At 62.6% G+C, this 23,994-nt stretch carries 25 protein-coding genes and 1 riboswitch; of the genes, 24 read left to right on the top strand and 1 reads right to left on the bottom strand.

Annotation, left to right across the window (positions count from 1 at the left end):
* Positions 1-199: 199 nt before the first annotated feature.
* Positions 200-1,660, bottom strand: coding sequence for an MDR family MFS transporter (locus ACFPB1_RS25815; protein WP_379229078.1), 1,461 nt, complete (start codon positions 1,658-1,660; stop codon positions 200-202).
* Positions 1,661-1,970: 310 nt separating this feature from the next.
* Between ACFPB1_RS25815 and ACFPB1_RS25810 the strand changes: the two genes are divergently transcribed.
* The 24 genes from ACFPB1_RS25810 to ACFPB1_RS25695 form a co-directional block, all read left to right on the top strand.
* Entirely contained in the window at positions 1,971-3,071 is a 1,101-nt protein-coding gene (locus tag ACFPB1_RS25810) for an L-threonylcarbamoyladenylate synthase (RefSeq protein WP_379229076.1), read from the top strand.
* Between the two features lie 138 nt (positions 3,072-3,209).
* Positions 3,210-3,770 carry a manganese efflux pump MntP family protein gene (locus tag ACFPB1_RS25805; RefSeq protein WP_379229075.1) on the top strand — a complete coding sequence of 187 codons (561 nt, stop codon included), beginning with the start codon at positions 3,210-3,212 and terminating at the stop codon, positions 3,768-3,770.
* 39 nt (positions 3,771-3,809) lie between these two features.
* Positions 3,810-4,394 (top strand): low molecular weight protein arginine phosphatase, encoded by a 585-nt coding sequence (locus ACFPB1_RS25800; protein ID WP_379229074.1) that lies wholly within the window; start codon positions 3,810-3,812, stop codon positions 4,392-4,394.
* 80 nt (positions 4,395-4,474) lie between these two features.
* Positions 4,475-4,557, top strand: a riboswitch (ZMP/ZTP riboswitch).
* 118 nt (positions 4,558-4,675) lie between these two features.
* A complete protein-coding gene (rpiB, locus tag ACFPB1_RS25795; RefSeq protein WP_379229072.1) occupies positions 4,676-5,146 on the top strand; it encodes a ribose 5-phosphate isomerase B in 471 nt (156 codons plus the stop codon).
* A gap of 13 nt (positions 5,147-5,159) precedes the next feature.
* Positions 5,160-5,759, top strand: coding sequence for a TIGR01440 family protein (locus tag ACFPB1_RS25790; RefSeq protein WP_379229071.1), 600 nt, complete (start codon positions 5,160-5,162; stop codon positions 5,757-5,759).
* 70 nt (positions 5,760-5,829) lie between these two features.
* Positions 5,830-7,077 carry a serine hydroxymethyltransferase gene (gene glyA, locus ACFPB1_RS25785; protein ID WP_379229070.1) on the top strand — a complete coding sequence of 416 codons (1,248 nt, stop codon included), beginning with the start codon at positions 5,830-5,832 and terminating at the stop codon, positions 7,075-7,077.
* 256 nt (positions 7,078-7,333) lie between these two features.
* The gene (locus tag ACFPB1_RS25780) at positions 7,334-8,125 is read left to right on the top strand and encodes a sugar phosphate isomerase/epimerase family protein (protein WP_379229069.1); all 792 of its coding nucleotides are present in this window, start codon (positions 7,334-7,336) and stop codon (positions 8,123-8,125) included.
* 231 nt (positions 8,126-8,356) lie between these two features.
* A complete protein-coding gene (locus tag ACFPB1_RS25775; protein WP_379229068.1) occupies positions 8,357-9,412 on the top strand; it encodes a hypothetical protein in 1,056 nt (351 codons plus the stop codon).
* Positions 9,413-9,595: 183 nt separating this feature from the next.
* A complete protein-coding gene (gene upp, locus ACFPB1_RS25770) occupies positions 9,596-10,225 on the top strand; it encodes a uracil phosphoribosyltransferase (protein WP_379229067.1) in 630 nt (209 codons plus the stop codon).
* Between the two features lie 16 nt (positions 10,226-10,241).
* Positions 10,242-11,390, top strand: coding sequence for a non-hydrolyzing UDP-N-acetylglucosamine 2-epimerase (gene wecB, locus ACFPB1_RS25765; protein ID WP_379229066.1), 1,149 nt, complete (start codon positions 10,242-10,244; stop codon positions 11,388-11,390).
* A 186-nt stretch (positions 11,391-11,576) separates the two neighbouring features.
* On the top strand, positions 11,577-11,831 hold the full coding sequence (locus ACFPB1_RS25760; protein WP_379229065.1) for a hypothetical protein: 255 nt from the start codon (positions 11,577-11,579) through the stop codon (positions 11,829-11,831).
* The gene (locus tag ACFPB1_RS25755; protein WP_379229064.1) at positions 11,831-12,241 is read left to right on the top strand and encodes an ATP synthase subunit I; all 411 of its coding nucleotides are present in this window, start codon (positions 11,831-11,833) and stop codon (positions 12,239-12,241) included. Before ACFPB1_RS25760 ends, ACFPB1_RS25755 begins: the two co-directional genes overlap by 1 nt.
* Positions 12,242-13,015 carry a F0F1 ATP synthase subunit A gene (atpB, locus tag ACFPB1_RS25750; RefSeq protein WP_379229063.1) on the top strand — a complete coding sequence of 258 codons (774 nt, stop codon included), beginning with the start codon at positions 12,242-12,244 and terminating at the stop codon, positions 13,013-13,015. It abuts the gene before it with no gap.
* A gap of 69 nt (positions 13,016-13,084) precedes the next feature.
* Positions 13,085-13,309 carry a F0F1 ATP synthase subunit C gene (gene atpE, locus ACFPB1_RS25745; RefSeq protein ID WP_112884815.1) on the top strand — a complete coding sequence of 75 codons (225 nt, stop codon included), beginning with the start codon at positions 13,085-13,087 and terminating at the stop codon, positions 13,307-13,309.
* A 104-nt stretch (positions 13,310-13,413) separates the two neighbouring features.
* Positions 13,414-13,896, top strand: a complete 483-nt coding sequence (atpF, locus tag ACFPB1_RS25740; RefSeq protein WP_379229061.1) for a F0F1 ATP synthase subunit B — start codon at positions 13,414-13,416, stop codon at positions 13,894-13,896.
* Positions 13,893-14,441 (top strand): F0F1 ATP synthase subunit delta, encoded by a 549-nt coding sequence (locus ACFPB1_RS25735; protein ID WP_379229060.1) that lies wholly within the window; start codon positions 13,893-13,895, stop codon positions 14,439-14,441. Before atpF ends, ACFPB1_RS25735 begins: the two co-directional genes overlap by 4 nt.
* A 16-nt stretch (positions 14,442-14,457) precedes the next feature.
* A complete protein-coding gene (gene atpA, locus ACFPB1_RS25730; RefSeq protein ID WP_379229059.1) occupies positions 14,458-15,972 on the top strand; it encodes a F0F1 ATP synthase subunit alpha in 1,515 nt (504 codons plus the stop codon).
* Positions 15,973-16,103: 131 nt separating this feature from the next.
* Positions 16,104-16,964 carry an ATP synthase F1 subunit gamma gene (gene atpG / locus ACFPB1_RS25725; protein WP_379229057.1) on the top strand — a complete coding sequence of 287 codons (861 nt, stop codon included), beginning with the start codon at positions 16,104-16,106 and terminating at the stop codon, positions 16,962-16,964.
* Between the two features lie 189 nt (positions 16,965-17,153).
* The gene (atpD, locus tag ACFPB1_RS25720) at positions 17,154-18,572 is read left to right on the top strand and encodes a F0F1 ATP synthase subunit beta (RefSeq protein WP_379229056.1); all 1,419 of its coding nucleotides are present in this window, start codon (positions 17,154-17,156) and stop codon (positions 18,570-18,572) included.
* 58 nt (positions 18,573-18,630) lie between these two features.
* A complete protein-coding gene (locus ACFPB1_RS25715) occupies positions 18,631-19,029 on the top strand; it encodes a F0F1 ATP synthase subunit epsilon (protein WP_379229054.1) in 399 nt (132 codons plus the stop codon).
* A 203-nt stretch (positions 19,030-19,232) separates the two neighbouring features.
* Complete coding sequence (locus ACFPB1_RS25710) at positions 19,233-20,285, top strand: lysylphosphatidylglycerol synthase transmembrane domain-containing protein (RefSeq protein ID WP_379229053.1); 1,053 nt, start codon at positions 19,233-19,235, stop codon at positions 20,283-20,285.
* Positions 20,282-21,772: an alkaline phosphatase family protein gene (locus ACFPB1_RS25705; RefSeq protein WP_379229052.1), complete on the top strand. Its 1,491-nt coding sequence runs from the start codon at positions 20,282-20,284 to the stop codon at positions 21,770-21,772. The genes ACFPB1_RS25710 and ACFPB1_RS25705 overlap by 4 nt, the downstream gene beginning before the upstream one ends.
* Entirely contained in the window at positions 21,769-22,605 is an 837-nt protein-coding gene (locus ACFPB1_RS25700; RefSeq protein ID WP_379229051.1) for a glycosyltransferase family 2 protein, read from the top strand. Before ACFPB1_RS25705 ends, ACFPB1_RS25700 begins: the two co-directional genes overlap by 4 nt.
* 190 nt (positions 22,606-22,795) lie before the next feature.
* The coding region (locus ACFPB1_RS25695) for a glycosyltransferase family 39 protein (RefSeq protein WP_379229050.1) at positions 22,796-23,994 on the top strand (1,199 nt) is incomplete at its 3' end.

Raw genomic sequence — 23,994 nt, 5'->3', positions numbered from 1 at the left:
GAAAGGGCTCAAGAGTATGCTTTCACGTTATTTGGAGCTTTGTTAACCCTTTGGAACCGCCGTATGCGGACCCGCATGTACGGTGGTGTGAGAGGACGGAGGCTAGCCGCCTCCTCCTACTCGATTGACCGGGACCGGACGGGGTTGCGGGGCGCGTGTCCCCCCGCGCCGGGCGTCCCGGCCGGCCGGTCATGAAGCCTTAAGCCGCTTTAACTTCCGTCTCTTCCGGCTTCGGCTGCTTCAGCTTCGGGATGAACAGCGCGACCGGCAGCGAGATGAGCGCGATGATCGACGCGATCAGGTAGACGTCGTCGACGCTCAGCGTGACGGACATGAGGGTGATGTGCTTCTGGTCCGTCGCGCCGGCTTGGACGAAGTCCTTCGCGTGGCTCGCCGTCCGCGAGGTCAGCAGCGACGTGAAGACGGCGATCGCGAACGAGCCGAGCACGTTGCGGACCCAGTTGGTCAGCGAGGACGCGTGGCCGCTGTACTGCTTCGGCACGGCTTCCATGCCCGCGTTGCTCGCCGGCATCATCGCGAACGAAATGCCGATGTTCCGGACGATCATGCACAGGATGATGTAGCGGTGCGAGATGTCGATGCTGAGCCAGCTGAGCGGCACCGTGCCGGCGACCATCAGGATGATGCCGATGGCGAGCGGCGCGCGCGGACCGGTCTTGGTGTACATTTTGCCGACGAACGGCATCATGATCGCCATCGCGAGCGACGCGGGCAGCAGGATCAAGCCGGTGTCGAGCGGCGTGACCGACTGGATGTTCTGCAGGAACACCGGTGTCAGGAACGTGCCGGAATACAGGCTGATCGTGATGATGCTCGTGATGAGCAGCGCGACGCTGTAGCGGCTGATCTTGAGCACTCGCAGATTGAGCAGCGGCGTGTCCGTCGCGAGCTCGCGCCAGATGAACAGGCCGAGGAACGCGAGGCCGACGATGAACAGCGAGAGCGTCTGCCAGGAATCCCAGCCCCACTCGCTGCCGTGCGACAGGGCGACGAGCAGCGAGGCGCTGCTGATGATGACCGTCACGAAGCCGATCAAGTCGAATTTCTTCGGCACGTTAAGCCGGTAGTACGGAATATAGATCGCGATGAGCAAGATGCCGACCGCCGCGATCGGCACGTTCAGCCAGAACAGCCAGTGCCACGAGACGTTGTCGAGCAGCCAGCCGCTGTACGTCGGGCCGATGGCCGGCGCGAGCATGGACGAGGCCGCCCAGAACGAGATCGCCATCGCGACCTTCTCGCGGGGAATGACCTGGTATACGATCGCCATCGTGATCGGCGAGATCATCCCGGTGAATGCACCCTGCAGGATGCGGAACGCGATCAGCGACTCGACGTTCCAGGCTAAGGCGCAGCAGATGCTGGCGACGGTGAAGCCGGACATGGCAAACAGGAAGAGCCGCTTGTAGCTGAACCGCTCGCCGAAATAGCCGGTGATCGGGGCGAACGTGCCCATGGCGAGCATGAAGCCGGTCAAGGTCCACTGCGTGGTGGCGAGGGTCGTGTGAAAGCGATCCGTGAGGACCGGAATCGCGATATTGATCGTGCTGACGTTGAGCACCGATACGAAGCTGCCGAAGAAGATGGCGATCATAATCGGCAGGATGCGGACGGGCTTGGTAGATGCGGGAACTTGCATGCGTGCGGGCCTCCTAGATTTGATATATGTCTCGAATGACATATATGTATATCCTAAGAAGGATAACGCCGCCGGGCGTTTCCGTCAAAGACGGCGCGGGGCGATGGCGGGCGCGGGCGGACGGTTGAAACGCATACAACGGGCTGGCAGGACGCTTTTTCTTCCGATTGCGCGCCTCCGGAGGCCTAGCCTGCCGGAAGGCCGCCCGCGCCGCGCCGCTTGCGGGGACAAGTGCCTTTGTTTCGCGCGGGGACGCGTATGGTATAATAGAAATAAAACCGCTTGAGAAGCAGAATCCGGGGAAACGATCGTGAACACACCAGTACGACCTACAACCTTATGGCGCGTGGACGCCGAAGCGCCGGACGGCGATTCGCTTCGCGCGGCGGCGGCCCGGCTGCGGGAAGGCGGTACCGTCGCCTTCCCGACGGAGACCGTGTACGGCCTCGGCGCCGACGCGCGGCGCACGGCGGCGGTGGAGCGGATCTTCGCGGCCAAGGGCCGCCCGTCCGACAATCCGCTCATCGTGCACGTCGCCGAGCGCGCCCAGCTCGCGGAGCTGACGCTGCCGCTTGCGGCGCCGGGAGCTGCGGCGCTCGCGGACCGGCTCGCGGCGCGGTTCTGGCCGGGGCCGCTCACGCTCGTCCTGCCGGTCAAACCGGGCGCGGTCTCGCCGCGTGTCACTGCCGGCCTCGACACCGTGGCCGTGCGCATGCCCGCGCATCCCGTCGCGCTCGCGCTTATCGCGGAGTCGGGCTGCCCGCTCGCCGCTCCGAGCGCGAACCGCTCGGGCCGCCCGAGCCCAACGCTGGCGTCGCATGTCCGGGATGACCTGGACGGCCGCATCGACGGCATCGTCGACGGCGGCCCGGCCGGCGTCGGCCTCGAGTCGACCGTCATCGAGGTGCTGGACGGCGAGACGGTGCGCATCCTGCGCCCGGGCGGCATTACCGCCGAGGCGCTGCGCGCGGCCGGCGCGGCCGTCGCCTACGACGCCGTCGCCGCGCCGGAAGCCGCGGCGGACGCGTCCGCCGGGCAGACGCCGCGCTCGCCCGGCATGAAGTACGCGCACTACGCGCCGCAGGGCGCGCTGCAGCTCGTGCAGGGCGCGCCGGACGCGGTGGCCGCCTGGATCGCGGCGTCCGTCCGCGAAGCCCGCGCCCGCGGCGAGCGCACGGGCGTGCTCGCCTTCGACGAGCACGCGGCCCGGTACGACGCGGACTGCGTGCTCGCCGTCGGCAGCCTGGCGCGGCTCGATACCGCCGCGCAGGGGCTGTACGCCGCGCTGCGCGCGTTCGACGCGCAGGGCGTCCAGCGCATCTGGGCGGAGACGTGCCCGGAGTCCGGCATCGGGCACGCGTATATGAACCGCTTGTCCAAAGCCGCCGGCCACGCGGTCGTGCGCGTCTGACGCGCCGGCCGGCGGCCTCCGCCGCCCGAATGTCCGCCTGACCGAAGCCCAGGACCGCCCGCTTATCCGCCGCTCCGTCATCTTTCCCGTCTTGTCCGCATATGCTTGGATGAGATAACGGGACAAGGAGTGGATGGCATGGTTGAGGCAGGCATGCAGGCCGGACAGCTGCTGACGCTGCTCATTATCGCGCTGGCGCTCGGCATGGACGCTTTTTCGCTGGGCGTTGGCATCGGGCTGAAAGGCATCCGGCTGCTGGATATCCTCAAGCTCAGCACGCTCATCGCGCTGTTTCACATCCTGATGCCGCTCATCGGCATTTTCGCGGGCAAGTACGTCGGCACGCTGCTCGGCAGCGTGGCGTCTTTGGCCGGCGGCGGGCTGCTGCTGCTGCTCGGCGGCCATATGGTCTACAGTTCGCTCCGGGGCGACGCGGTGCCGTCGATCGATCACCGCAGCTCGTGGGGCATGCTGCTGTTCGCGCTCAGCGTCAGCATCGATTCGTTCTCGGTCGGGCTGTCGCTCGGCATGTTCGCCGTCGATATGCTGCTGGCGGTGCTGCTGTTCGGCATCGCGGGGGGCTGCCTGTCCGTGGCCGGCCTGCTGCTCGGCCGCCGGGTCAGCTCGAGTCTCGGCGGGTACGGAGAAGCGATCGGCGGGGTGATTTTATTGACGTTCGGGCTGCTGATTCTATTCTGACGGCGGCGGCCCGGCCGACCATCTAGAGGAGGTTCTCGCATGAAACGGATCTTATTCGTCTGCACCGGCAATACGTGCCGTTCGCCGATGGCGGAGGCGCTGCTGCGGGACATGGCGCAGAAGCGCGGCCTGCCGCTGGAGGTGCGTTCCGCGGGCGTGTCCACCGTCGACGGGCTGCCCGTCTCCGGCCATGCGCAATCGGTCCTGCGCCGCCGGGACATCCGCCATAACAACGGCTCCACCGCGCTCGAAAGCGGCTCCGTGACATGGGCCGACCTGATATTGACGATGACGGGGAGCCATAAGCGCCACCTGCTGCAGCGGTTCCCGAACGCCGTGGAGAAGACGTACACCCTGCTGGAGTACGTCTTCCGCGACGAGGAAGGGATGCAGCGCATTGCAGAGCTGGAGAGCCTATATACCGATTTCCAGATGAAGCAGGCGCTCGGCGGGCAGCTGACGGACGCGGAACGCGCCAGGCTGCTCGAGCTGGAAGCCGCCATCCCGAGCTTCGATATCGCTGATCCTTTCGGCGGGCCGCTGCACGTCTACGAGGCTAGCGCGGCGGAGATCGAGGCGGCGCTGCGCAAGCTGCTCGACCGGCTGCAGCAGCCGCGCAAATAACCGTTCGCCGCGCGTTCGCGGGCGGTGGTTGCGGATTGATTTTACCGGCCCGATCCGGTATGATAGAGCTAATTAAAGACGGTTTCCGATGTAACTGGCGACGAAAGTGGGTCCAACCACGGTGGAGCATCGGAAGTTACGGCCGGTCGCCTGGGCAAAGAGCAGCGTGCGTGAGCACGCTTGCTCTTTTTTCGTCTTTTCCGGCGAAATCAGGTATACTAAAACCATTGCGAATCGACATTTTCCGCCATCGTGCGGTCACATTGGGAGGTATATGCGGCATGAAAATCGCCATCGGCGCGGACCACGGCGGCTATCGGCTGAAGGAAGTCGTGGCGCCGTTCATTCAATCGCTCGGCCATGAGCTGATCGACGTCGGCTGCGACTGCGAGCAGTCCGTCGACTACCCGGATTACGCGCTGCCGGCCTGCGAGCTCGTCGCGCAGGGGAAGGCTGACCGCGGCATCCTCATCTGCGGCACCGGCATCGGCATGTCCATCGCCGCGAACAAGGTGGCGGGCATCCGCTGCGCGCTCGTGCACGACCTGTTCTCGGCGCAGGCGACGCGGGACCACAACGACACGAACGTGCTGGCTCTGGGCGAGCGCGTGGTCGGCCCCGGCGTCGCGCAGGAGATCATCCGCGTCTGGCTGGAGACGCCGTTCTCGAACGGCGAGCGCCACGTCGGCCGGCTGAACAAAGTGAAGCAGATCGAAGCGAAATACGCCGCGCAGCCCGCGCGCGCGGAATAAGGAGCGGATCGGCGTGAGCGATACGGCAGCGGGCTGGAATCCGGCCCGGTTGAGCAAGGACGTCGAGACGGTCGTCCGCGAGCTGGCCGCCGCGGCGCGGCTGGGCCGGGGGCAGCTGCTCGTGGTCGGCACGTCCACGAGCGAGGTGATGGGCCAGCGGATCGGCACGTCGGGGACGCTGGAGACGGCGAAGGCGATCTACGACGGCGTCGAGGCGGTGCGGCGGGAGCTGGAATTTTACCCCGTGTTCCAGTGCTGCGAGCACTTGAACCGGGCGCTCGTGATGGAGCGCGAGGCGGCGGAGCGGTACGGGCTCGAGCTCGTCTCGGCCGTCCCGGTGCGCCAGGCGGGCGGCTCCATGGCGGCGTACGCGTTCGGCGCGCTGCGGGACGCGGTGCTGACGGAGACGGTGCAGGCGCATGCCGGCCTCGACATCGGCGACACGTTCATCGGCATGCATCTGAAGCGCGTGGCCGTGCCGGTGCGGCCGTCGATCCGCTCCATCGGGGCGGCGCATGTGACGATGGCGTTCACCCGGCCGAAGCTGATCGGCGGCGAGCGGGCGGTGTATACCCGCGAAGCGGCGGACGGCGCGGCGGGGAGCTGCGATTAAATTTTTGGCTGCATAGGGCTTCGCCCATAAACGAAGCTTGTACTTATCACAATTTCAGGAGGAAACCTACATGGAAAACCTACGCAAGCAAGATCCCGAAATCGTTAAAGCGCTCGGCCTCGAGCTGCAGCGCCAGCGCGACAACATCGAACTGATAGCGTCCGAGAACATCGTTTCCGAAGCGGTGCTCGAAGCGATGGGCACGGTGCTGACGAACAAGTACGCGGAAGGCTACCCGGGCAAGCGCTACTACGGCGGCTGCGAGCACGTCGACATCGCCGAGGATATCGCCCGCAACCGCGCGAAGGAGCTGTTCGGCGCGGAGCACGCGAACGTGCAGCCGCACTCCGGCGCGCAGGCGAACATGGCCGTCTACCTGGCCGCGCTGCAGCCCGGCGACACGGTGCTCGGCATGAACCTGGCGCACGGCGGCCATCTAACGCACGGCAGCCCGGTTAACGCATCCGGCATCCTGTACAACTTCGTCGCGTACGGCGTCGACGAGAACACGTTCACGATCAACTACGACGAAGTGCGCAAGCTCGCGTTCAAACACCGTCCGCGCATGATCGTGGCGGGCGCCTCCGCGTACCCGCGCATCATCGATTTCGAAACGCTCGGCAAAATCGCCGAGGACGTCGGCGCGCTGCTCTTCGTAGACATGGCGCACATCGCGGGCCTCGTCGCGGCCGGCCTGCACCCGAGCCCGGTGCCGCACGCGCACTTCGTGACGACGACGACGCACAAAACGCTCCGCGGACCGCGCGGCGGCATGATCCTGTGCCGCAAGGCGTGGGCGCAGGCGATCGACAAAGCGGTGTTCCCGGGCTCCCAAGGCGGCCCGCTGATGCACATCATCGCGGCCAAAGCCGTCGCGTTCGGCGAAGCGCTGCAGCCTTCGTTCAAGGCATACGGCAAGAACGTCGTCGATAACGCCAAGGCGCTCTCCGAAGCGCTGATCGCCCAAGGCATCAACATCGTCTCCGGCGGCACGGACAACCACCTCATGCTGATCGACCTGCGCAACCTGAACATCACGGGCAAAGACGCGGAGCATGTCCTGGATTCCGTCCAAATCACGGTCAACAAAAACGCGATTCCGTTCGACCCGACGAGCCCGTTCGTCACGAGCGGCATCCGCATCGGCACGCCGGCGGCGACCTCCCGCGGCATGGGCGTGGACGCGATGAAGACGATCGCCGAGATCATCGCGGCGACGCTCAAGAACCCGAAGGACGAAGCCGTGCTCGAGAAAGCGCGCGGCATGGTGCGCGACCTCGTGGCGCAATATCCGCTGTACCCGGGCATGTCTTACTAAGACCCGGCTATCCTAATCACGCCATTCGAAGCCGCCTGTCGCTGCACCCGCAGCGGCAGGCGGCTTTTTTGCCGCGCGCGATTCGCCGCTTTCATCCGCCATCGATAAGGCTACGACATCCATTGCGGACGCCGGCAGGCATGAGGCGCGCGCGCGTCGAAATTCATAACGGACCGGATCGTCCGCCCGGGCGGACGGCAGGGGAGGCGCCGTCCCAGCGGACGGACGCCTATAACGAATGGAGGGGAATTCGAACATGAAACTGGGAATCATCGCCGACCCGAAGGCGGAAAGCTTCGACTACGCCGCGGGACTCGGCCTGGAGTTCGTGGAATTTTGCATTAACGTCGGCGTGCCGGCGGAGTCGTTCGCGGTCAAGGTGCCCGAGCTGAAAGCGGCAAGCGCGCGCACCGGCGTCGCCGTCGGTTCGATCGGCCGCTGGGGCGCGGACCGGATCGCGAAGGACGGCAGCATCGTCGAGGAGGAGCTGCAGGCGTCGTACGCGCTGATCGACGCGTGCCAAGAGCTGGGCAGCCCGGTGTTCGTCTGCGGCGCCAATTACGTCGAGGAGCTGTCGTATTACGAGAACGTCCGCGCTTCGATCGCCTACTTCGAGAAGCTGCTGGATTACGGCCGCGAGCGCGGCGTGCGCATCGCCACGTACAACTGCCACTGGAACAGCTTCATCGTCGACGAGACGGCGTGGAAGCTCATCCACGGCCACTTGCCGGAGCTCGGCATCAAGTACGACCCGTCGCACGCCCGCTACGCGGGACAGGATTATTTGAAGGAAATGGCGGACTGGGGCCACCGCTTCCTCCACGTGCACGTGAAGGGCTCCGTCATCGTGAACGGCAAGCGCTTCGATGATCCGCCGGCCGGCCTCGACCAGACCGACTGGAGCACGTTCATGGCGATCCTGTACGGCGTCGGCTACCAGGGCGGCCTCAGCATCGAGCCGCACTCCCATACGTGGACGGGCGAGCTCGGCGGCAAAGGCGTTCAATTTACGGTGGATTACGTCAACCGGCTGCTGCTGCGCGGTTAAACGTGCAAAGCGGAAGTCCGGCGGACGGTCCGCTGCATGCGGCATGAGCAACCCCTTCGGCAGGCGGCCCGGCGCCGCCCGCCGAAGGGGTTTTTCGCATGTTCGCGCACGGCGCCGTTCGGCCTGCCGCCCGGCGGCAAACAGGTTAATTTTTCCTTAAAAAATCCCTTCGGCCCCCGGGCGGCATGCTATGATGGATGTAAATATTCCCGATAAGGCGGTGCGTTCCGAATGTCTTTCTTTATCTTCGTCATACTCGTGGCGGCCATCGTCATTTTCTCGCGGATGGCGAAGCCATCGCGCGGCTCGCGAGCCGTCCGCGGCGGGAGCCGGAATCCGGCGCAGCGCCGGCCGGCCCCGCCGCTGCGGACGCCGCCGGCGTGCCTCGGCGTGCCGGAGGGGCATCCGGCGCGGTCCGCGGCGATGCGGCTCGAAGCCGCGCTGCCGGCGGGCTTCGAGGCGCGCGTGAAGGACCGCGTGCTCCGCGGCGCGCCGAATCTGCGTGAGGGTGAGTGGCAGTGGCGCTGGTTCGAGCTGAAGCGGTACTTCCTGCTGTGCGGCGTCCTGCGCGGCGTGCCGATGTACAGTTCGGCGGTCGACGACGTATGGCACGAGATGCTCATGTTCACGCGCGAATACGAGGACTTCTGCAAGTCGTTCTGCGGGCAGCTCATCCATCACGCGCCGCATGCGGCGGATGCCAAGCCGGACCCCGGCGAGCGGGCGTGGTTCGACTGGGCGTACGGCGAGCTGTTCCTCCCGGCCGCCGGCAGCGAGGCGCTGTGGGGGCCGTTCTACCGGACGCCGATGCCGCAGGGCCTCATGCGGGAGCTGGAGACGCGGAGCGCGGAAGAGCTGCGCCAGGCGCGCTTCAACGTCCGTTCCGCCGAACGGTTCGCGGATTTGGACGACATCGTCTCGCATCTGATCGGGCGAGGGAAGGAGCTCGCTTCGCGGCGCGACGAGCCGGTTCGGTCGCGGGACGACGACTGGTCGGCGAACGCGTTGTCGACTGGCTTGCTGTCCGCCGGCTTCTTCTATTACTCCTGGGGACCGTCAGAGACGTTCGATTCGCATATGGATCAGCTCCGCACGGACGACGCATGGAGGCGGGACGACGATGCGGCCTACGGCAGCACTTATGCGTGCAGCGGCGATAGCGGCGACAACGGCGGCGGAGACGGCGGCTCGTCTTGTTCCGGGGGCAGCGACGGCGGCGGGTCGTCCTGCTCCGGCGGCGGCTCCTCTTGCGGCGGGGGATCGTCCTGCGGCGGCGGGGGCAGCTGACGCCGTCCCCGCGGCGCTTGGCGCCGTTTCCTCCCGAATCGGAGGCGGGTCCTCCAATGGCGGGAATCCGGCAGTTTCGGGCATACTTTGTCGTAGGATTTCGGCCGGGGTAAAGTCCGTGTGCACAAAGAGGCGCCGGATGCTATAATACTCAGTTGAAGAAGATCTCCAGGAGGATTGAACATGGGCACGCTAACGATTTGCGACCATCCGCTCATTCAGCATAAGCTGACGTATATTCGCGACAAAGATACCAAGACGAAAGATTTCCGCGAGCTCGTCGACGAGATCGCCACGATGATGGCCTACGAGATTACGCGCGACCTGCCGCTCGAAACGGTCAACGTCCGGACGCCGATCGTCGAAGCGCCGAGCAAGGTGATTTCCGGCCGCATGCTGGGCCTCATCCCGATTCTGCGCGCCGGCCTCGGCATGGTGGAAGGGATGCTGAAGCTGATTCCGGCCGCGAAGGTGGGCCATATCGGGCTGTTCCGCAACCCCGAGACGCTGCAGCCCGTCGAGTATTACGTGAACCTGCCCGCGGACGCCACGGAGCGGCTGCTGATCGTCGTCGACCCGATGCTGGCGACGGGCGGCTCCGCCAACGCCGCGATCGCCTCGCTCAAATCGCGCGGTTGCACCCAGATCAAGCTGATGTGCCTCATCGCGGCGCCGGAGGGCGTGAAGGCCGTCCAGGACGCGCACCCCGACGTTGACATTTACCTGGCTTCGCTGGACAGCCACCTCAACGATCACGGCTATATCGTGCCGGGCCTCGGCGACGCGGGCGACCGCATGTTCGGAACCAAATAATTAGGAGTGACTTTCCTTGTCCAAATTAAAGGTAATGACCATTTTCGGCACGCGCCCGGAAGCAGTGAAGATGGCTCCCCTCGTGCTGGAGCTGCAGAAGCACCCGGAAGAGATCGAATCGCTCGTCTGCGTGACGGCGCAGCACCGCCAGATGCTCGACCAGGTGCTTGAGTTCTTCAAGATCCGGCCCGATTACGACCTCAACGTCATGAAGGACCGCCAAACCCTTACGGAAATGACCGTCCGCGTGCTGGAAGGGCTGGAGCCGGTGCTCCGCGAAGCGAAGCCGGACATCGTGCTCGTCCACGGAGACACCCAGACGGCCTTCCTCGCGAGCTACGCCGCGTTCGTGCAGCAGATCCAGATCGGCCACGTGGAAGCTGGCCTTCGCACCTGGAACAAAATGTCCCCGTATCCCGAAGAAATGAACCGCCAGCTGGCGGGCGTGCTGTCCGACGCGCATTTCGCCCCGACCGGCAAAGCGGCGGACAACCTGCGCAAGGAGAACAAGCCGGAATCCGCCATCTACGTGACGGGCAACACGGCGACGGACGTGTTCCAGTACACGGTCGACGACTCGTTCAAGCATCCGGTTCTCGATTGGGCGGCGGGCAAGCGGATGGTGCTCATGACGGCGCATCGCCGCGAGGCGCTCGGCGAGCCGCACCGCAACATTTTCCGCGCGGTTAAGCGCATCGCCGACGAATTCGAAGACGTCGCGTTCGTCTACGCGGTGCACCCGAATCCGGCTGTTCGCAAGCCGGCGAACGAGATTCTGGGCGGCCACCCGCGCATCAAGCTGATCGAACCGCTCGACGTGTTCGAATTCCACAATTTCTACCCGCACACGTACATGATCATGACCGATTCCGGCGGACTTCAGGAAGAAGCGCCGTCCTTCGGCGTGCCGACGCTTGTGCTGCGCGATACGACGGAGCGGCCGGAAGGGATCGAAGCGGGCACGCTGGAGCTCGTCGGTACCGACGAGGACGTCGTCTTCGACCGGGCGCGCGCCCTGTTGTCGGACCCGCAGCTCTACGAACGGATGAGCAAAGCGGCTAATCCTTACGGCGACGGACAAGCTTCCGTGCGGATCGTGCAGGCGATCTTGCATCATTTTGGCAGACGTGTCGAATGGCCCGTTCCGTTCACACAACGTTCATAGTTTACGCTGGTAGGCAGGCATGCCCGCCAACGTTACAGCATACAGTGCTACTGTACGGTTTGCGAATCCGAAAACCCCAGGTAAATCAAGGGTTTTCGGCGCACCGTTCACAAACTGTTTGAATTTATATCAATTGACAAACGGGAACCCGCTTGGCTAAAATAAATAAGAGTTTTGGAGTGATTCATGTTGAATCGATCCGATAACGACAACAATCGCAACGCAGGAAACGGCAATTTCGGCGACCATCCGTGGAAAGCCATGGGCTTGATCGGATCCGTCGGCGGCACGATCGGTGCCTGCCTCGGATTGGGGTATTGGATCGGGTCGAAGATTAACGCCGAATACGGCGACATCGTCGGCATGGCTGCGGGTTTTGTCGTGGCCGTCTTCATGACGGTGCTTCTGATTCGAACGTTTACAGGGGGCAAAGCAAAATAATGGATGACCTGTCCGGCCACCTTCGAACGGTAATGCGCATAACGTTCTTTTTTTTGTCCCTGTGTTTCATCGGCTGGGCCGTGTTCCCGGATCATAAACCGATCTTCGGCGGACTGATTCTCGGAGCCGCGGCTAGTCTTGTAAACGCCTTCCATCTTTCGTGGAAAGTACGGCGCGTCGGCGCAAGCGCCGCGGCCGGCATCAAGCGCAGGGGCAACCTCGGTTTCCTCACGCGCGCATGCATCGCGCTGCTCGCGGCCGTGATGGCGACGGAGTACTTTTCGTTCAACCTCTACGCGACAGTTGCCGGATTATTTGTGGCTCAATTGGCAACACTTCTATTGGGATTTGCTGCCAAGGGCAAACCGGCGGTACGGCACTCTACCGATGAAAGGGGTGAAAACAACTAAATGGATCATATTTTTCCTGAAGTGAAATTGGGCGGGATCAGCTTCGACCTCGCGGCCATTTTCATGATTGTTGTCTCCAGCATTATCGTATTCGTTCTCGCAAGATTGGCGGTACGAGGCGCATCGGTCACCAACCCGACCAAAATGCAGAACTTTCTGGAATGGGTCATCGAGTTCGTAACGAACATCATTGGCACGACGATGGACTTCAAGAAGGGCAAACCTTACTTAACGCTCGGCATCGCGATGATCATGTATCTGTTCGTAGCCAACCTGCTGGGTCTGCCGTTCGGGATCATCACGAAGGTGGACGTTCATCACGGCGCGCAATTTCTGGGCATGGATCTGGTCTTGCCGACGGACTTGGAAGCGGATGAAACCGAGGTGCACATCGCCTGGTGGAAATCGCCGACGGCCGACGTCGCCGTTGCGGGCGCGCTCATGGCGATCGTCATCGTGCTCACGCACGTGGAGGGTCTCCGTCGTAACCGCAAACATTACCTCAAGCACTACTTCGAGCCTTACATTCCATTCTTCCCGCTTAACGTGATCAAGGAGATTGCGAAGCCGTTGTCGCTTTCGCTCCGTCTCTACGGCAACATTTTCGCGGGCGAAGTCATGATCGGCGTGATCATGGGCATGGGCTGGTTCGGGATTCCGGCTTTGATCGTCTGGCAGGGCTTTAGTATCTTCGTAGGCGCGATCCAATCGTTCGTCTTCGTCATGCTGACGATGGTCTACATGTCGCAGGCGATCGTGCATGAAGAGCATTAACGCAGTAACAACCCTGCATCGCGCAGGAAACAATAAAACTATGTCCACAATTTAAGGAGGATTTCTCTAATGGGAGCTTTAGCATTAGTTGCAGCAGCAATTGTATTCGGTCTTGGCGCGCTCGGCGCGGGTATTGGTAACGGTTTGATCGTAGGTCGCACGGTTGAGGGCATCTCCCGTCAGCCGGAACTCCGCGGTACGCTTCAAACGACGATGTTCATCGGCGTCGCGCTCGTCGAGGCCCTGCCGGTTATCTCGCTCGTACTCGCGTTCATCTTCCTCGGGCAAGCTTAAGAGATTCGCACAATTGGGCGGGGAGTGCCATTGCCTCCGCGCCTTCCTTTTGCCCGCTTCCGCTCCGGGAGCCGGCTAACTTTCGGAAAGGAGTGACCTAACGCGTGCATATCGAATGGTCCAATTTTTTCATTCAGCTGATTGCCTTCGGCATTCTTTATTGGCTGCTTAGCCGTTATGCTTTCGGTCCGCTCTTCTCCATCATGGAACAGCGCAAGCAGTTCGTGAAGGAACAGCTCGAGAACGCGGAAAACAGCCGCAAGCTGGCGGAACAACAATACGAAGAACAAAAATCCACGCTTCAGCAAGCGCGCAAAGACGCGTACGATATCATCGAGCAAGCGAAGCAAACGAGCTCGAAGCAAGCGGAAGAAATCGTTCACGCCGCCAAGTCCGAGGCGACTCGCCTGAAGGACGAAGCCGTCAAAGATATCGAAAGCGAAAAGAACAAAGCGATCGCGGCCCTGCGCGGCCAAGTCAGCGGCATGTCCGTCATGATCGCGTCCAAAATCATCGAGAAGCAAATCGACGACAAGTCGCAGGAGCAGCTCGTGAACCAATACCTGAATGAGGTTGGAAGCAAATGAGCCGCGAAAATGCCGTAGCTAAACGCTACGCTAAAGCGCTGTTCGAACTGGCCCAAGAGAATAACGCGGTCGCCGATGTCGAGAAGCAGCTGAAAATCGTCGTCGACGCGCTGACGGAAGATGCGCAAATCCGCAAATTCCTGGCGCTGCCGAACGTCGAGGTCGGCCAAAAAATCGCCATCATCAAAGGCGCCCTGTCCGACAAGGTGTCGGTTATGGTTCTGAACACGGTAGAGCTTCTGATCGTCCGCGGCCGCCAAGGCGCGATCGGCGAAGTGTACGAAGCTTATACGAAAGTAGCTGGAGAGGCGCTCGGTCAAGCTCACGCTACGATATATACGGCGAAATCGCTGACGAACGAGGAATTGTCCAAAGTCTCGGCGCAATTCGGCGAATTGGTCGGCAAACGCATTATCGCGAAGCAAATCGTCGAACCGGCTCTGCTCGGCGGCGTGCAAGTGCGCATCGGCGACCGTCTGTACGACGGCAGCCTGTCCGGCAAGCTCGCTCGGCTCGAAAAAGCGTTGAAATCTCAAGCACTGTAGATAGGGGTGAACGGCATTGAGTATCAGACCTGATGAAATCAGCACGCTGATTAAACAACAGATCGAACAATTTAAATCCGAAATTCAAGTCGTTGACGTCGGTACGGTCATCCAAGTCGGTGACGGTATCGCGCGCGTTCACGGCCTGGAGAACGCCATGGCCGGCGAACTGCTCGAATTCTCGAACGGCGTGATGGGCATGGCCCTCAACCTCGAGGAGAGCAACGTCGGCGTCGTTATCATGGGACCGTACACGGGCATCCGCGAAGGCGACCAAGTGAAAAGAACGGGCCGCATCATGGAAGTTCCTGTCGGCGAAGCGCTGCTGGGCCGCGTCGTCAACGCGCTGGGTCAGCCGGTCGACGGCAATGGCCCGATCGCGACGACGGCTACGCGTCCGATCGAATCTCCGGCTCCGGGCGTTATGGCCCGTAAATCCGTATTCGAGCCGATGCAAACCGGCATTAAAGCGATCGACGCGATGATCCCGATCGGCCGCGGCCAACGGGAGCTCATCATCGGCGACCGCCAAACGGGTAAAACGCAAATCGCGATCGACACGATCGTTAACCAAAAAGGCAATGGCGTAATCTGCATCTACGTTGCCATCGGCCAGAAGCAATCCACGGTTCGTACGGTCGTCGAGTCCCTGCGTCAGCAAGGCGCGCTGGAGTACACGATCGTCGTTACGGCGAGCGCTTCCGAGCCGTCCCCGCTCCTCTACATCGCGCCTTACACGGGCTGCTCGATGGGCGAGTACTTCATGTACAACGGCAAACACGTTCTCGTTATCTATGATGACCTTTCCAAACAAGCGGCGGCATACCGTGAGCTTTCCTTGCTGCTCCGCCGTCCTCCGGGCCGGGAAGCTTACCCGGGCGACGTCTTCTACCTGCACTCCCGTCTGCTGGAGCGCGCGGCGAAGCTGAACGACGAGCTTGGCGGCGGTTCCCTGACCGCGCTGCCGTTCATCGAGACGCAAGCCGGCGACATCTCGGCCTATATCCCGACGAACGTCATCTCGATCACGGACGGACAGATCTTCCTCGAGTCCGACCTGTTCTATTCCGGTCAACGTCCGGCGGTTAACGTCGGTAACTCCGTATCCCGGGTAGGTTCCTCGGCGCAAATCAAAGCCATGAAAAAGGTAGCGGGCACGCTCAAGACCGACCTTGCCCAATACCGCGAGCTGGCTGCGTTCGCGGCGTTTGGTTCCGACCTCGATAAAGTCACCCAATCCCGTCTGAACCGCGGCGAGCGCACGCTCGAGATCCTGAAGCAAGGCGTTAACCAGCCGCTGCCGGTCGAGCGTCAAGTCGTATCGCTGTACACGGTAACGCGCGGCCATACGGACGATATCCCGGTACAGGACGTACGCCGCTTCGAGCAAGGCCTGCTGGCGTACGTGGACGCGAACAAGCCGGAGATCTACGCATCCATCCGCGACACGAAAGACCTGACTTCCGATAACGAAAAAGTGCTGGTTGAAGCGATCAAATCGTTTAAAAACAGCTTCGCGGCATCGGTATAAACCATAGTTTCGCCTTTCGGACCGCATGCGGCGAGCTGCGTGCGGTTCGAAAGCTAGCGCGGTATAGAATCGGCCGCGGAAGGGCCGCCGGCCCTTGCCGGAACGAGCCGGTAACAAGGTGGTGACAACGAATGGCTAAAGGCATGCGCGAAATCAAGCGCTCGATCAAGAGCACGCAGAACACGAAGCAGATTACGAAGGCTATGGAAATGGTCGCGTCCGCGAAGCTTAAGCGGGCTCAGGACGCAGCCGTGGCTTCCCGTCCGTACACCGACAAAATCCGCGAAGTGGTCGCGAGCATCGCGTCGGGCGGCGGCACGATCAAGCATCCGATGCTGCAAAGCCGCGAGATCAAGCGGACGGCCTATTTGGTCGTCACGTCGGATCGCGGTCTGGCGGGCGGTTACAATGCGAACGTGCTGCGTAAAGTATGGCTGACGATCCAGGAGAAGCATAAGTCTCCTGCGGAATACGACGTGTTCGTCATCGGGCGCAAAGGCCGCGACTACTTCAAGCGCCGGAACATCAACCTGGCGGAGGAAGTAACGGGCCTTTCCGATTCGCCGAAATTCGCCGATATCAAGACGTTGGCGGCAGCTGCCGTCAAAGGCTTCGAATCGGGGAAGTACGACGAGTTGAATCTGGTGTACAACCAGTTCCACAACGCGATCTCCCAAGTGCCTGTGATCAAGCAGCTGCTTCCGCTGGATCAGTCGGAGTTCTCGGGCGCGAAAGCGAGCTACGAATACGAGCCGTCGCCGGAGAAAGTCCTCGACGTGCTGCTGCCGAAATACGCGGAGACGGTCATCTACAGCGCGGTATTGGAAGGCAAAGCAAGCGAGTTCGGCGCGCGGATGACGGCAATGGGCAACGCGACGAAGAACGCGACGAAGATGATCGCCGCCCTGACGCTGAACTACAACCGTGCGCGTCAAGCGGCAATCACGCAGGAAATCGCAGAAATCGTCGGCGGCGCGAACGCACAACAATAAGAACGGCCATATAGATTTTTGCTTCCGGAGCCAGCTTTCCTCCGGAAAGCTTCAAGATTATGCTTCCGGAGCTAGCTTTCCTCCGGAAAGCTTAAGCGTATGCTTCCGGAGGAAGTTTTCCTCCGGAAAGCTTTAAGATTATGCTTCCGGAGCTAGCTTTCCTCCGGAAAGCTTATAGGAGGTACAAGAATGAGCAAGGGGCATGTAGTCCAGGTTACGGGTCCTGTTGTCGACATCGCGTTCGAGAACGGTCATCTGCCTGAGATTCTGAATGCGATCAAAATCGAGAAAAAAGCTCAAAACCCGGGCGAAGTCAACATCAACCTGACGGTTGAAGTCGCGACGCACCTCGGCGACAACTTGGTTCGCTGCGTTGCCATGTCGTCCACGGACGGCCTCGTCAGAGGCACGGAAGCCGTCGACACGGGCAACCCGATCACGGTACCGGTCGGTCCGGCTACGCTGGGCCGCGTGTTCAACGTACTCGGCGATCCGATCGACAACAACGGCGATGTCGACCGTTCGGTCGCGAACCCGATCCACCGTCAAGCTCCTCCGTTCGAAGAGCTGTCGACGCAGCAAGAAATTCTCGAAACGGGCATCAAGGTTATCGACCTGATGGCTCCTTACTCCAAGGGCGGTAAAATCGGTCTCTTCGGCGGCGCGGGCGTAGGCAAAACCGTAACGATGCAAGAGCTGATCCATAACATCGCGCAAGAGCACGGCGGTATCTCCGTATTCGCCGGCGTCGGCGAGCGTACTCGCGAAGGTAACGACCTTTACCACGAGATGAGCGATTCCGGCGTTATCGCGAAAACCGCGATGGTATTCGGCCAAATGAACGAGCCTCCTGGCGCGCGTCTTCGCGTGGCGTTGACGGGTCTGACGATGGCCGAGTATTTCCGTGACGTAGAAGGAAGAGACGTTCTGCTGTTCGTCGATAACATCTTCCGGTTTACGCAAGCCGGTTCCGAAGTATCCGCATTGCTCGGCCGCATGCCGTCCGCGGTAGGTTACCAGCCAACGCTGGCAACGGAAATGGGTCAACTGCAAGAGCGTATCACTTCGACGAAGAAAGGTTCGGTTACTTCCATCCAAGCGATTTACGTTCCTGCCGATGACTACACCGACCCGGCTCCGGCAACGGCTTTCGCCCACTTGGACGCAACGACTAACCTTGAGCGTAACATCGCGGCAATGGGTATCTTCCCGGCCGTTGACCCGCTCGCTTCGTCTTCCCGTATCCTGACGCCTGAGATCCTTGGCGAAGAGCACTACCAAGTCGCGCAGAGCGTAAAGAAATTGCTGCAACGCTACAAAGAACTTCTGGATATCATCGCGATCCTCGGCATGGACGAGTTGTCCGAAGAAGACAAACTCATCGTTATCCGCGCTCGTCGTATCCAATTGTTCCTGTCGCAGCCGCTTCACGTTGCCGAAGCGTTCAATGGTATGCCAGGCTTGTACGTGCCGGTTAAAGAAACGGTACGCAGCTTCAAGGAAATTCTCGAAGGCAAGCACGACACCCTTCCGGAACCGGCATTCCACAACGTCGGAACAATCGAAGATGCTGTCGCGAAGGCGCAAAAACTCGCGCAAGAGGTTTAATTCGCCGAAGCTTACGAAGTTGCGTCTTACCGCGTAGGGCGCTTGGGAGGGTAAGATCATGAGCTCCTTTTTACTGGAAATCGTAACGCCTGAGCGTAAGGTATACGCTGAGGATGTCAATATGGTGATTGTCAAAGGTTCCGAGGGCGAGATGGGCATTCTGCCGAATCACATCCCGATGGTTACCCCTTTGAAAATCGCGCCGGTCACGATCAAGCAGAAGAATGCCGAAGAGAAAGTCGCCGTAAACGGCGGGTTCCTCGAAATCCGCAAGGATAAGGTCGTCATTCTGGCTGAAAGCGCCGAGCTGCCGGGCGATATCGACCTCGCTCGCGCGGAAGCGGCGAAGCAGCGCGCGGAACAGCGTATAAGCGGCCGCAAGGACGAATACGATCAAGTGCGCGCCGAGCTTGCGCTGCAGCGCGCCTTGAACCGGATCGCCGTCAAGCAAGGCTAGTCTCACGCAACCCAAGAGCCGGTTCCGGCAGATGTCTCATCTGCCGGAACCGGCTCTTTTTGCGTGCGGAAAAGGTTTGACGGCGGCGCCGCCTCCCTCTATACTAAATGATAACGGTTCTCATTTGTGAAGAGACTCATAGAACGACAAACAAAGAACGAGGAACAACGCACGACGAACAAAGAGCAAAGAGCAAAGAACGAATGACGAAGAACGATGAAACGGCAGGCTGGACGATGCGAAAAATCGCGGTTACGCTGGGCGGGCTGATCTTGGCCGCCTTCTTTGTTTGGTTCACGCTGCGCTGGTTCCGCGGGGACCAGCTTGGCGAAGCGGCGATGCGGCTGCTTCGCTCGCCGGGGCTGCTCATCCTGATGACGGCGGGCTACGCGGGGTCGTTTGGACTGAAGGCGCTGGCGTGGCGGCTGTACGCCGGGCGAAATAAGCTCGACCCGCTGCGGCATTACGTGCATCCGCTGTTCGTGAGCTTGCTGATCAACCATGTCCTTCCCGTTAAGGCGGGGGATCTGGCGCGGACGGGACTTCTCGTGCGCGGAACCTCGGCGCGGTGGGACGACTCCTTGCACGGCGTGGCCGCGATGCGCATGCTCGATCTGGCTTCGCTGCTGCTTATCGGGGCAGTCGGCGCGCTCGCGCTGGGGCTCGAGGCATCGCCGTGGTTCATGCTCGCGGCCGGCATCGGCGCGCTGGGGGCTGTGGCCGGATGGCTCGGCCTCGAGCGTTGGCGGCGGCGGACCCTGCGCGAGACGGACGGGCAAGAAGCTGCCGGAAGGCAAGAAGAGTCAGGATCGCGCGTGCAACATATTGCCAGGCTGATCATGCGGCATTACGAACATCTGCGCGCGACGCTGACCTCGAGGCGCGGCGCGGGCGCGGCGAGCATGACGCTGGCCAGCTGGCTGCTGGAGGGCACGGTCGTCTACGGCGTGGCGCTGGCGTTGGAGCTGCCGGTCAATCCTCTGGAAGCGGTGTGGGTCACCGGTATGACGATCGCCGGACAAGCCTTTCACGTTACGCCGGGCGGCATCGGCACGTACGAGACGACGCTCACGGCATCGCTCGGCGTACTGGGCGTCGCGGGCAGCGCAGCGTATACGGCGGCGCTGCTGTCGCACGGGTATAAGTTCGCGTTTGCATATATCGCGGGGGGACTATCGATGGCCATGACCGCCGTTACGTGGACGGACATGCGCGGCTGGCTGCGGCTGCGCGGAAGAGAGGGGCGACACGAATGAAGAAGGCGTCGGGATTCGAGATCGTAGCGGCGCGCTGCTGGAATTTATTGAACGAAGGGAAGCCGTTCACGCCGATTTTCACGGTCGCGGTGTTCGCGCTTTATCATCTCGGAAGCTGGGGAGATGCGAGCTTTTGGACGCGGTTCGGGCTCGGGCTGCTGGCGGCGCTGCCGCTGTTCGCGCTTTATTTCGCATATGATTTTCCGCTGTTTCTGCGCAATTATTTGTGGCTGCCCCTCGTGGCAGCGTTGGTGCTGTGGCGGGACGCGCCGCTGCATCTCGGGCTCTACGCGCTCGGAATCGGACTGTTCCTGTTCTTCACGATTTACTTCTGGGGCACGTTCTATTACCATCTGCGGATCGGGACGTCCTGGTGGAATTTCAAGCGGTTCTGGAAATTGGTGCTGAAGAACAGCGATTCCACGAGCGGCAATGCCCAGGAACAGCTGCCGAAGGTGCTGCTGCTCCTGTTCGTCGTCGATACGGCGGGGGCTAAATGGGCGGATAAGGCGGCGGCAGTGACCGACTTCGGCTGGGGAGCGTACGCGTGCTTCCTTGCTGCGATCGCTGTCTACGCATGGGTGCTGCACCGCAATTTGTTCGACTGGAAGCCGAAGGAGATGCCCGGGCGCACGGCGCCGGTCGAGCGGCCGCGTCGTCAGGCGGACGGCAAAGTGTTCGTGCTCGTCATTGACGGCATGCGGAAGGACCGGTTTGAGGAGGCGAACGCGCCGTTCTTGAAGAAGTGGCGGGCAGAGGGCACGGAGTACACCCAGATGGAGACGGTGTATCCGGCGCGGACGGTCGTCTGCTTCTCCTCGATGTTCACGGGTACGTACCCCCGGGAGCACGGCATTACGTCCAATATGGTCTGGAAGCTGGGCATCAAGGTGGAATCGATCTTTGACAGCCTGCGGAAGGTCGGCAAGCGCGGCCGGCTGCTCGGCATCGCGCATTTGATCGATTCCATGGGCGACGATGTGGAGAGCGTCACGGCCGTCATGCATAACGACAAGGCGGATCGCAACATTATGGAGCGGGCGAAGCTGATCATGGAGGAGCAGAATCCCGATCTCCTGGTCGTGCAATTCATCGCGACGGATCAGACGGGGCACAGCATGGGCGCCCTGTATCCGGAGTATCGGCAAAAGATCGAGGAAGCGGACGTGCTCATCGCCGAGTTCGCCGAATGGTTGGAGGCGCGCGGGGATGCCGACGGCGCGACGTTCATCGTATGCGCGGACCACGGGCAGGCCGACGGCATCGGCGGGCACGGGCATTTGGACGAAGGCGAGCGGTACGTGCCGTTCTTCCTGTACGGGCCGGACGTCAAGCGGGGCGTCAAGGTGGATGTCAAGCAGTCGCTCGTCTCGGTCGCCCCGACGCTCAGTTACTTGCTCGGCGCGCCGCTGCCGAGCCACAGCCGCGGACCGGTGTTGACGGACGCGTTCGTGACCGCCGATGCGAAGAAGAGAGGAACGGTATGAAGCAGAACGGCATGACAACGAATCGCAGGAAGAAGCTGGTCGTCTTCCTGCCCGCGCATAACGAGGAAGGGAATATCGGGCACGTCATCGCGCGTATTCCCCGGGAAATCGGCAGGAATTGGACGGTCGAGGTACTGGTCGTCGACGACGGCTCGACGGATGGAACGGTCGAAGAAGCCCGGCGGGCGGGCGCCGACCACGTGACGTCGTTCGCGGCCAATCGCGGCCTCGGCGCGGCGGTGCGCGAAGGGCTTGAGGGCTGCCTGCGGCTGGGCGCCGACGTCGGGCTGATGATCGATGCGGACAACGAGTATCCGGCGGCGGAGATTCCGAACGTGATCGCCCCGATCCTCGAAGGACGGGCGGATTACACGATGGGCTCGCGGTTCAAAGGAACGATCCGCGGGATGAAGCTGCACCGGCGCCTCGGCAACGTTTGCTTCACGCTGCTGCAGGCGATCCTGCTGCGCCGGGTCATTTGGGACGGGCAGTCGGGGATGCGAGGCTTCTCGCGTGAGGCGATGGCCTGCGCCGAGATCATTCACGACTACAACTACGCGCAAGTGTTGACGCTCAACCTCGTCCGCCAAGGCTTCGTCATGGAGGAGGTGCCGATTACGTACCAGGTGCGGGTTCACGGGCAATCGTTCATTAAATTCCGGAAGTACCTCGGCCGCGTGCTGCCGGCGATCTGGCGGGAAATGCGGCGGCCCGCGGCGAAGCGCGAACGGCGGCCGGACGCGGAAGCAGCGGCAGGCACCCAGGCTGCGGGGCCGGCGATACGGCGCGCGGTCTCGGCGGCACCGGCGGAGCAGGAGCGACGGTTCGGATAAAACGGTCCGGGCCGGCTGGAGCTGCGATTGGTGGCTCGTTCCATCGGAACAAATGGGCCAAGCGGGCAGGTTTTGGCGGAACGGCTTGGCGCCGAGCCGGATACAAGCGGTGGCCGGCGGGCAAGTTCTGCGCCTAAACTGGCGAGATGAACGGGCGACTTCAGAATCGGCATGGAGCGGAGGGAAGGACATGGCGGAGCAGGCGGGCGGGAGAGCGGCAGCGGCGGCCGAACAGCTTGGGCGGGCGGCGGCAGCGGAAGGCGGCCGCCTGCCGGGCATGCCGCGTTGCGAGGACGGCGGAACGGAATTGTCCGGTCGCGGCATGACCGTGCTCGACGGAGGGACGGAACCGGCCGGCCGCGGCATGAGTTTGCTCGACGGCGGGATGGAACCGTCCGGCCACGGCATGACCATGCTCGGCGGCGGGATGGATGCCCGAGCGCACGAAGCTTCGGCGATCTCGCGCTGGGCGGCTCCCGTCGCCCTCTTGCTGTGCGTCCTTGCTTGGGCGGCATACAGCTGGCAGCATCGCAGTCCGTTCGCCGCGAGCTGGGATGAGGTCGACTTCGCGCTGGCGCTCGACCGGTTCGACTTGCTGGCGATGCAGCCGCATTTTCCGGGGTATCCGTACTTCGTGCTGGGCGCCACGGCGATGCGCCGGTTCGTGCCGGATCCCGTTCAATCCTACGAGGCGCTTAACATCCTGATGGGCGCGCTGTCGGTTATTCCGCTCTGGCGGCTCGCCCGCCGCAGGCTGTCGCCCGCCTGGTCGCTGCTGGCCGCGCTGCTCGCGCTTACCGCACCGTATCTCTGGCTGCAGAGCGTGCGCCCGATGTCGGAAGCGGCCGGCATCGCCGTGCTCTGGTGGTACCTATGGAGCTGGCAGCGGGCGATGGAGCGCAGGACCTGGGGGCGGACGGCCGCGGCGCTGTTCCTATTCGGCGTGCTGATGGGCGTGCGCCTGTCCTTCGCGCCGTTCGGGCTCGGCGTCGTCTGGCTGCTGGCCTTGAGCGCGGCCGATTGGCGGCGGGCGGGGCAGCGGCGCTGGCCGCGCGCGCTGCTGTTCGCCGCGCTCGCGGCTGTATTCCAGCTGCTGTGGCTGGCCGGGCTTGCGCTGAGCGAGGGCGGCGCCGCCGGCTTCGCGAAGCTGGCGCTCGCCTTCACGGCCGGCCACTTCGGCGACTGGGGCGGCGGCGTCGCCTCCGCCGCCGAGCGGCTGCCGCTCGCGGCGCGCCTGCTGCGCTTCGCGGGCGACAACGTGCTCTGGACCGGGATGTTCGCCCGGTCTGGCACCGTGTTCGCCGCGGCGGCGGCGTTGCTGCTCGCCGCCGTGCTCGCCGCGGGCGCGCGGCCCCGCCCGCCCCAGGGCGGCGCGAGCGCGGGCTCGCG

It is taken from the genome of Paenibacillus sp. GCM10023250 (assembly GCF_042653205.1).
In the GTDB taxonomy this organism is placed as follows: Bacteria; Bacillota; Bacilli; order Paenibacillales; family Paenibacillaceae; genus Paenibacillus_Z.
The sequence above is the reverse complement of the archived record's forward strand: the minus strand, read 5'-3'. Positions and strand labels throughout refer to the sequence as shown.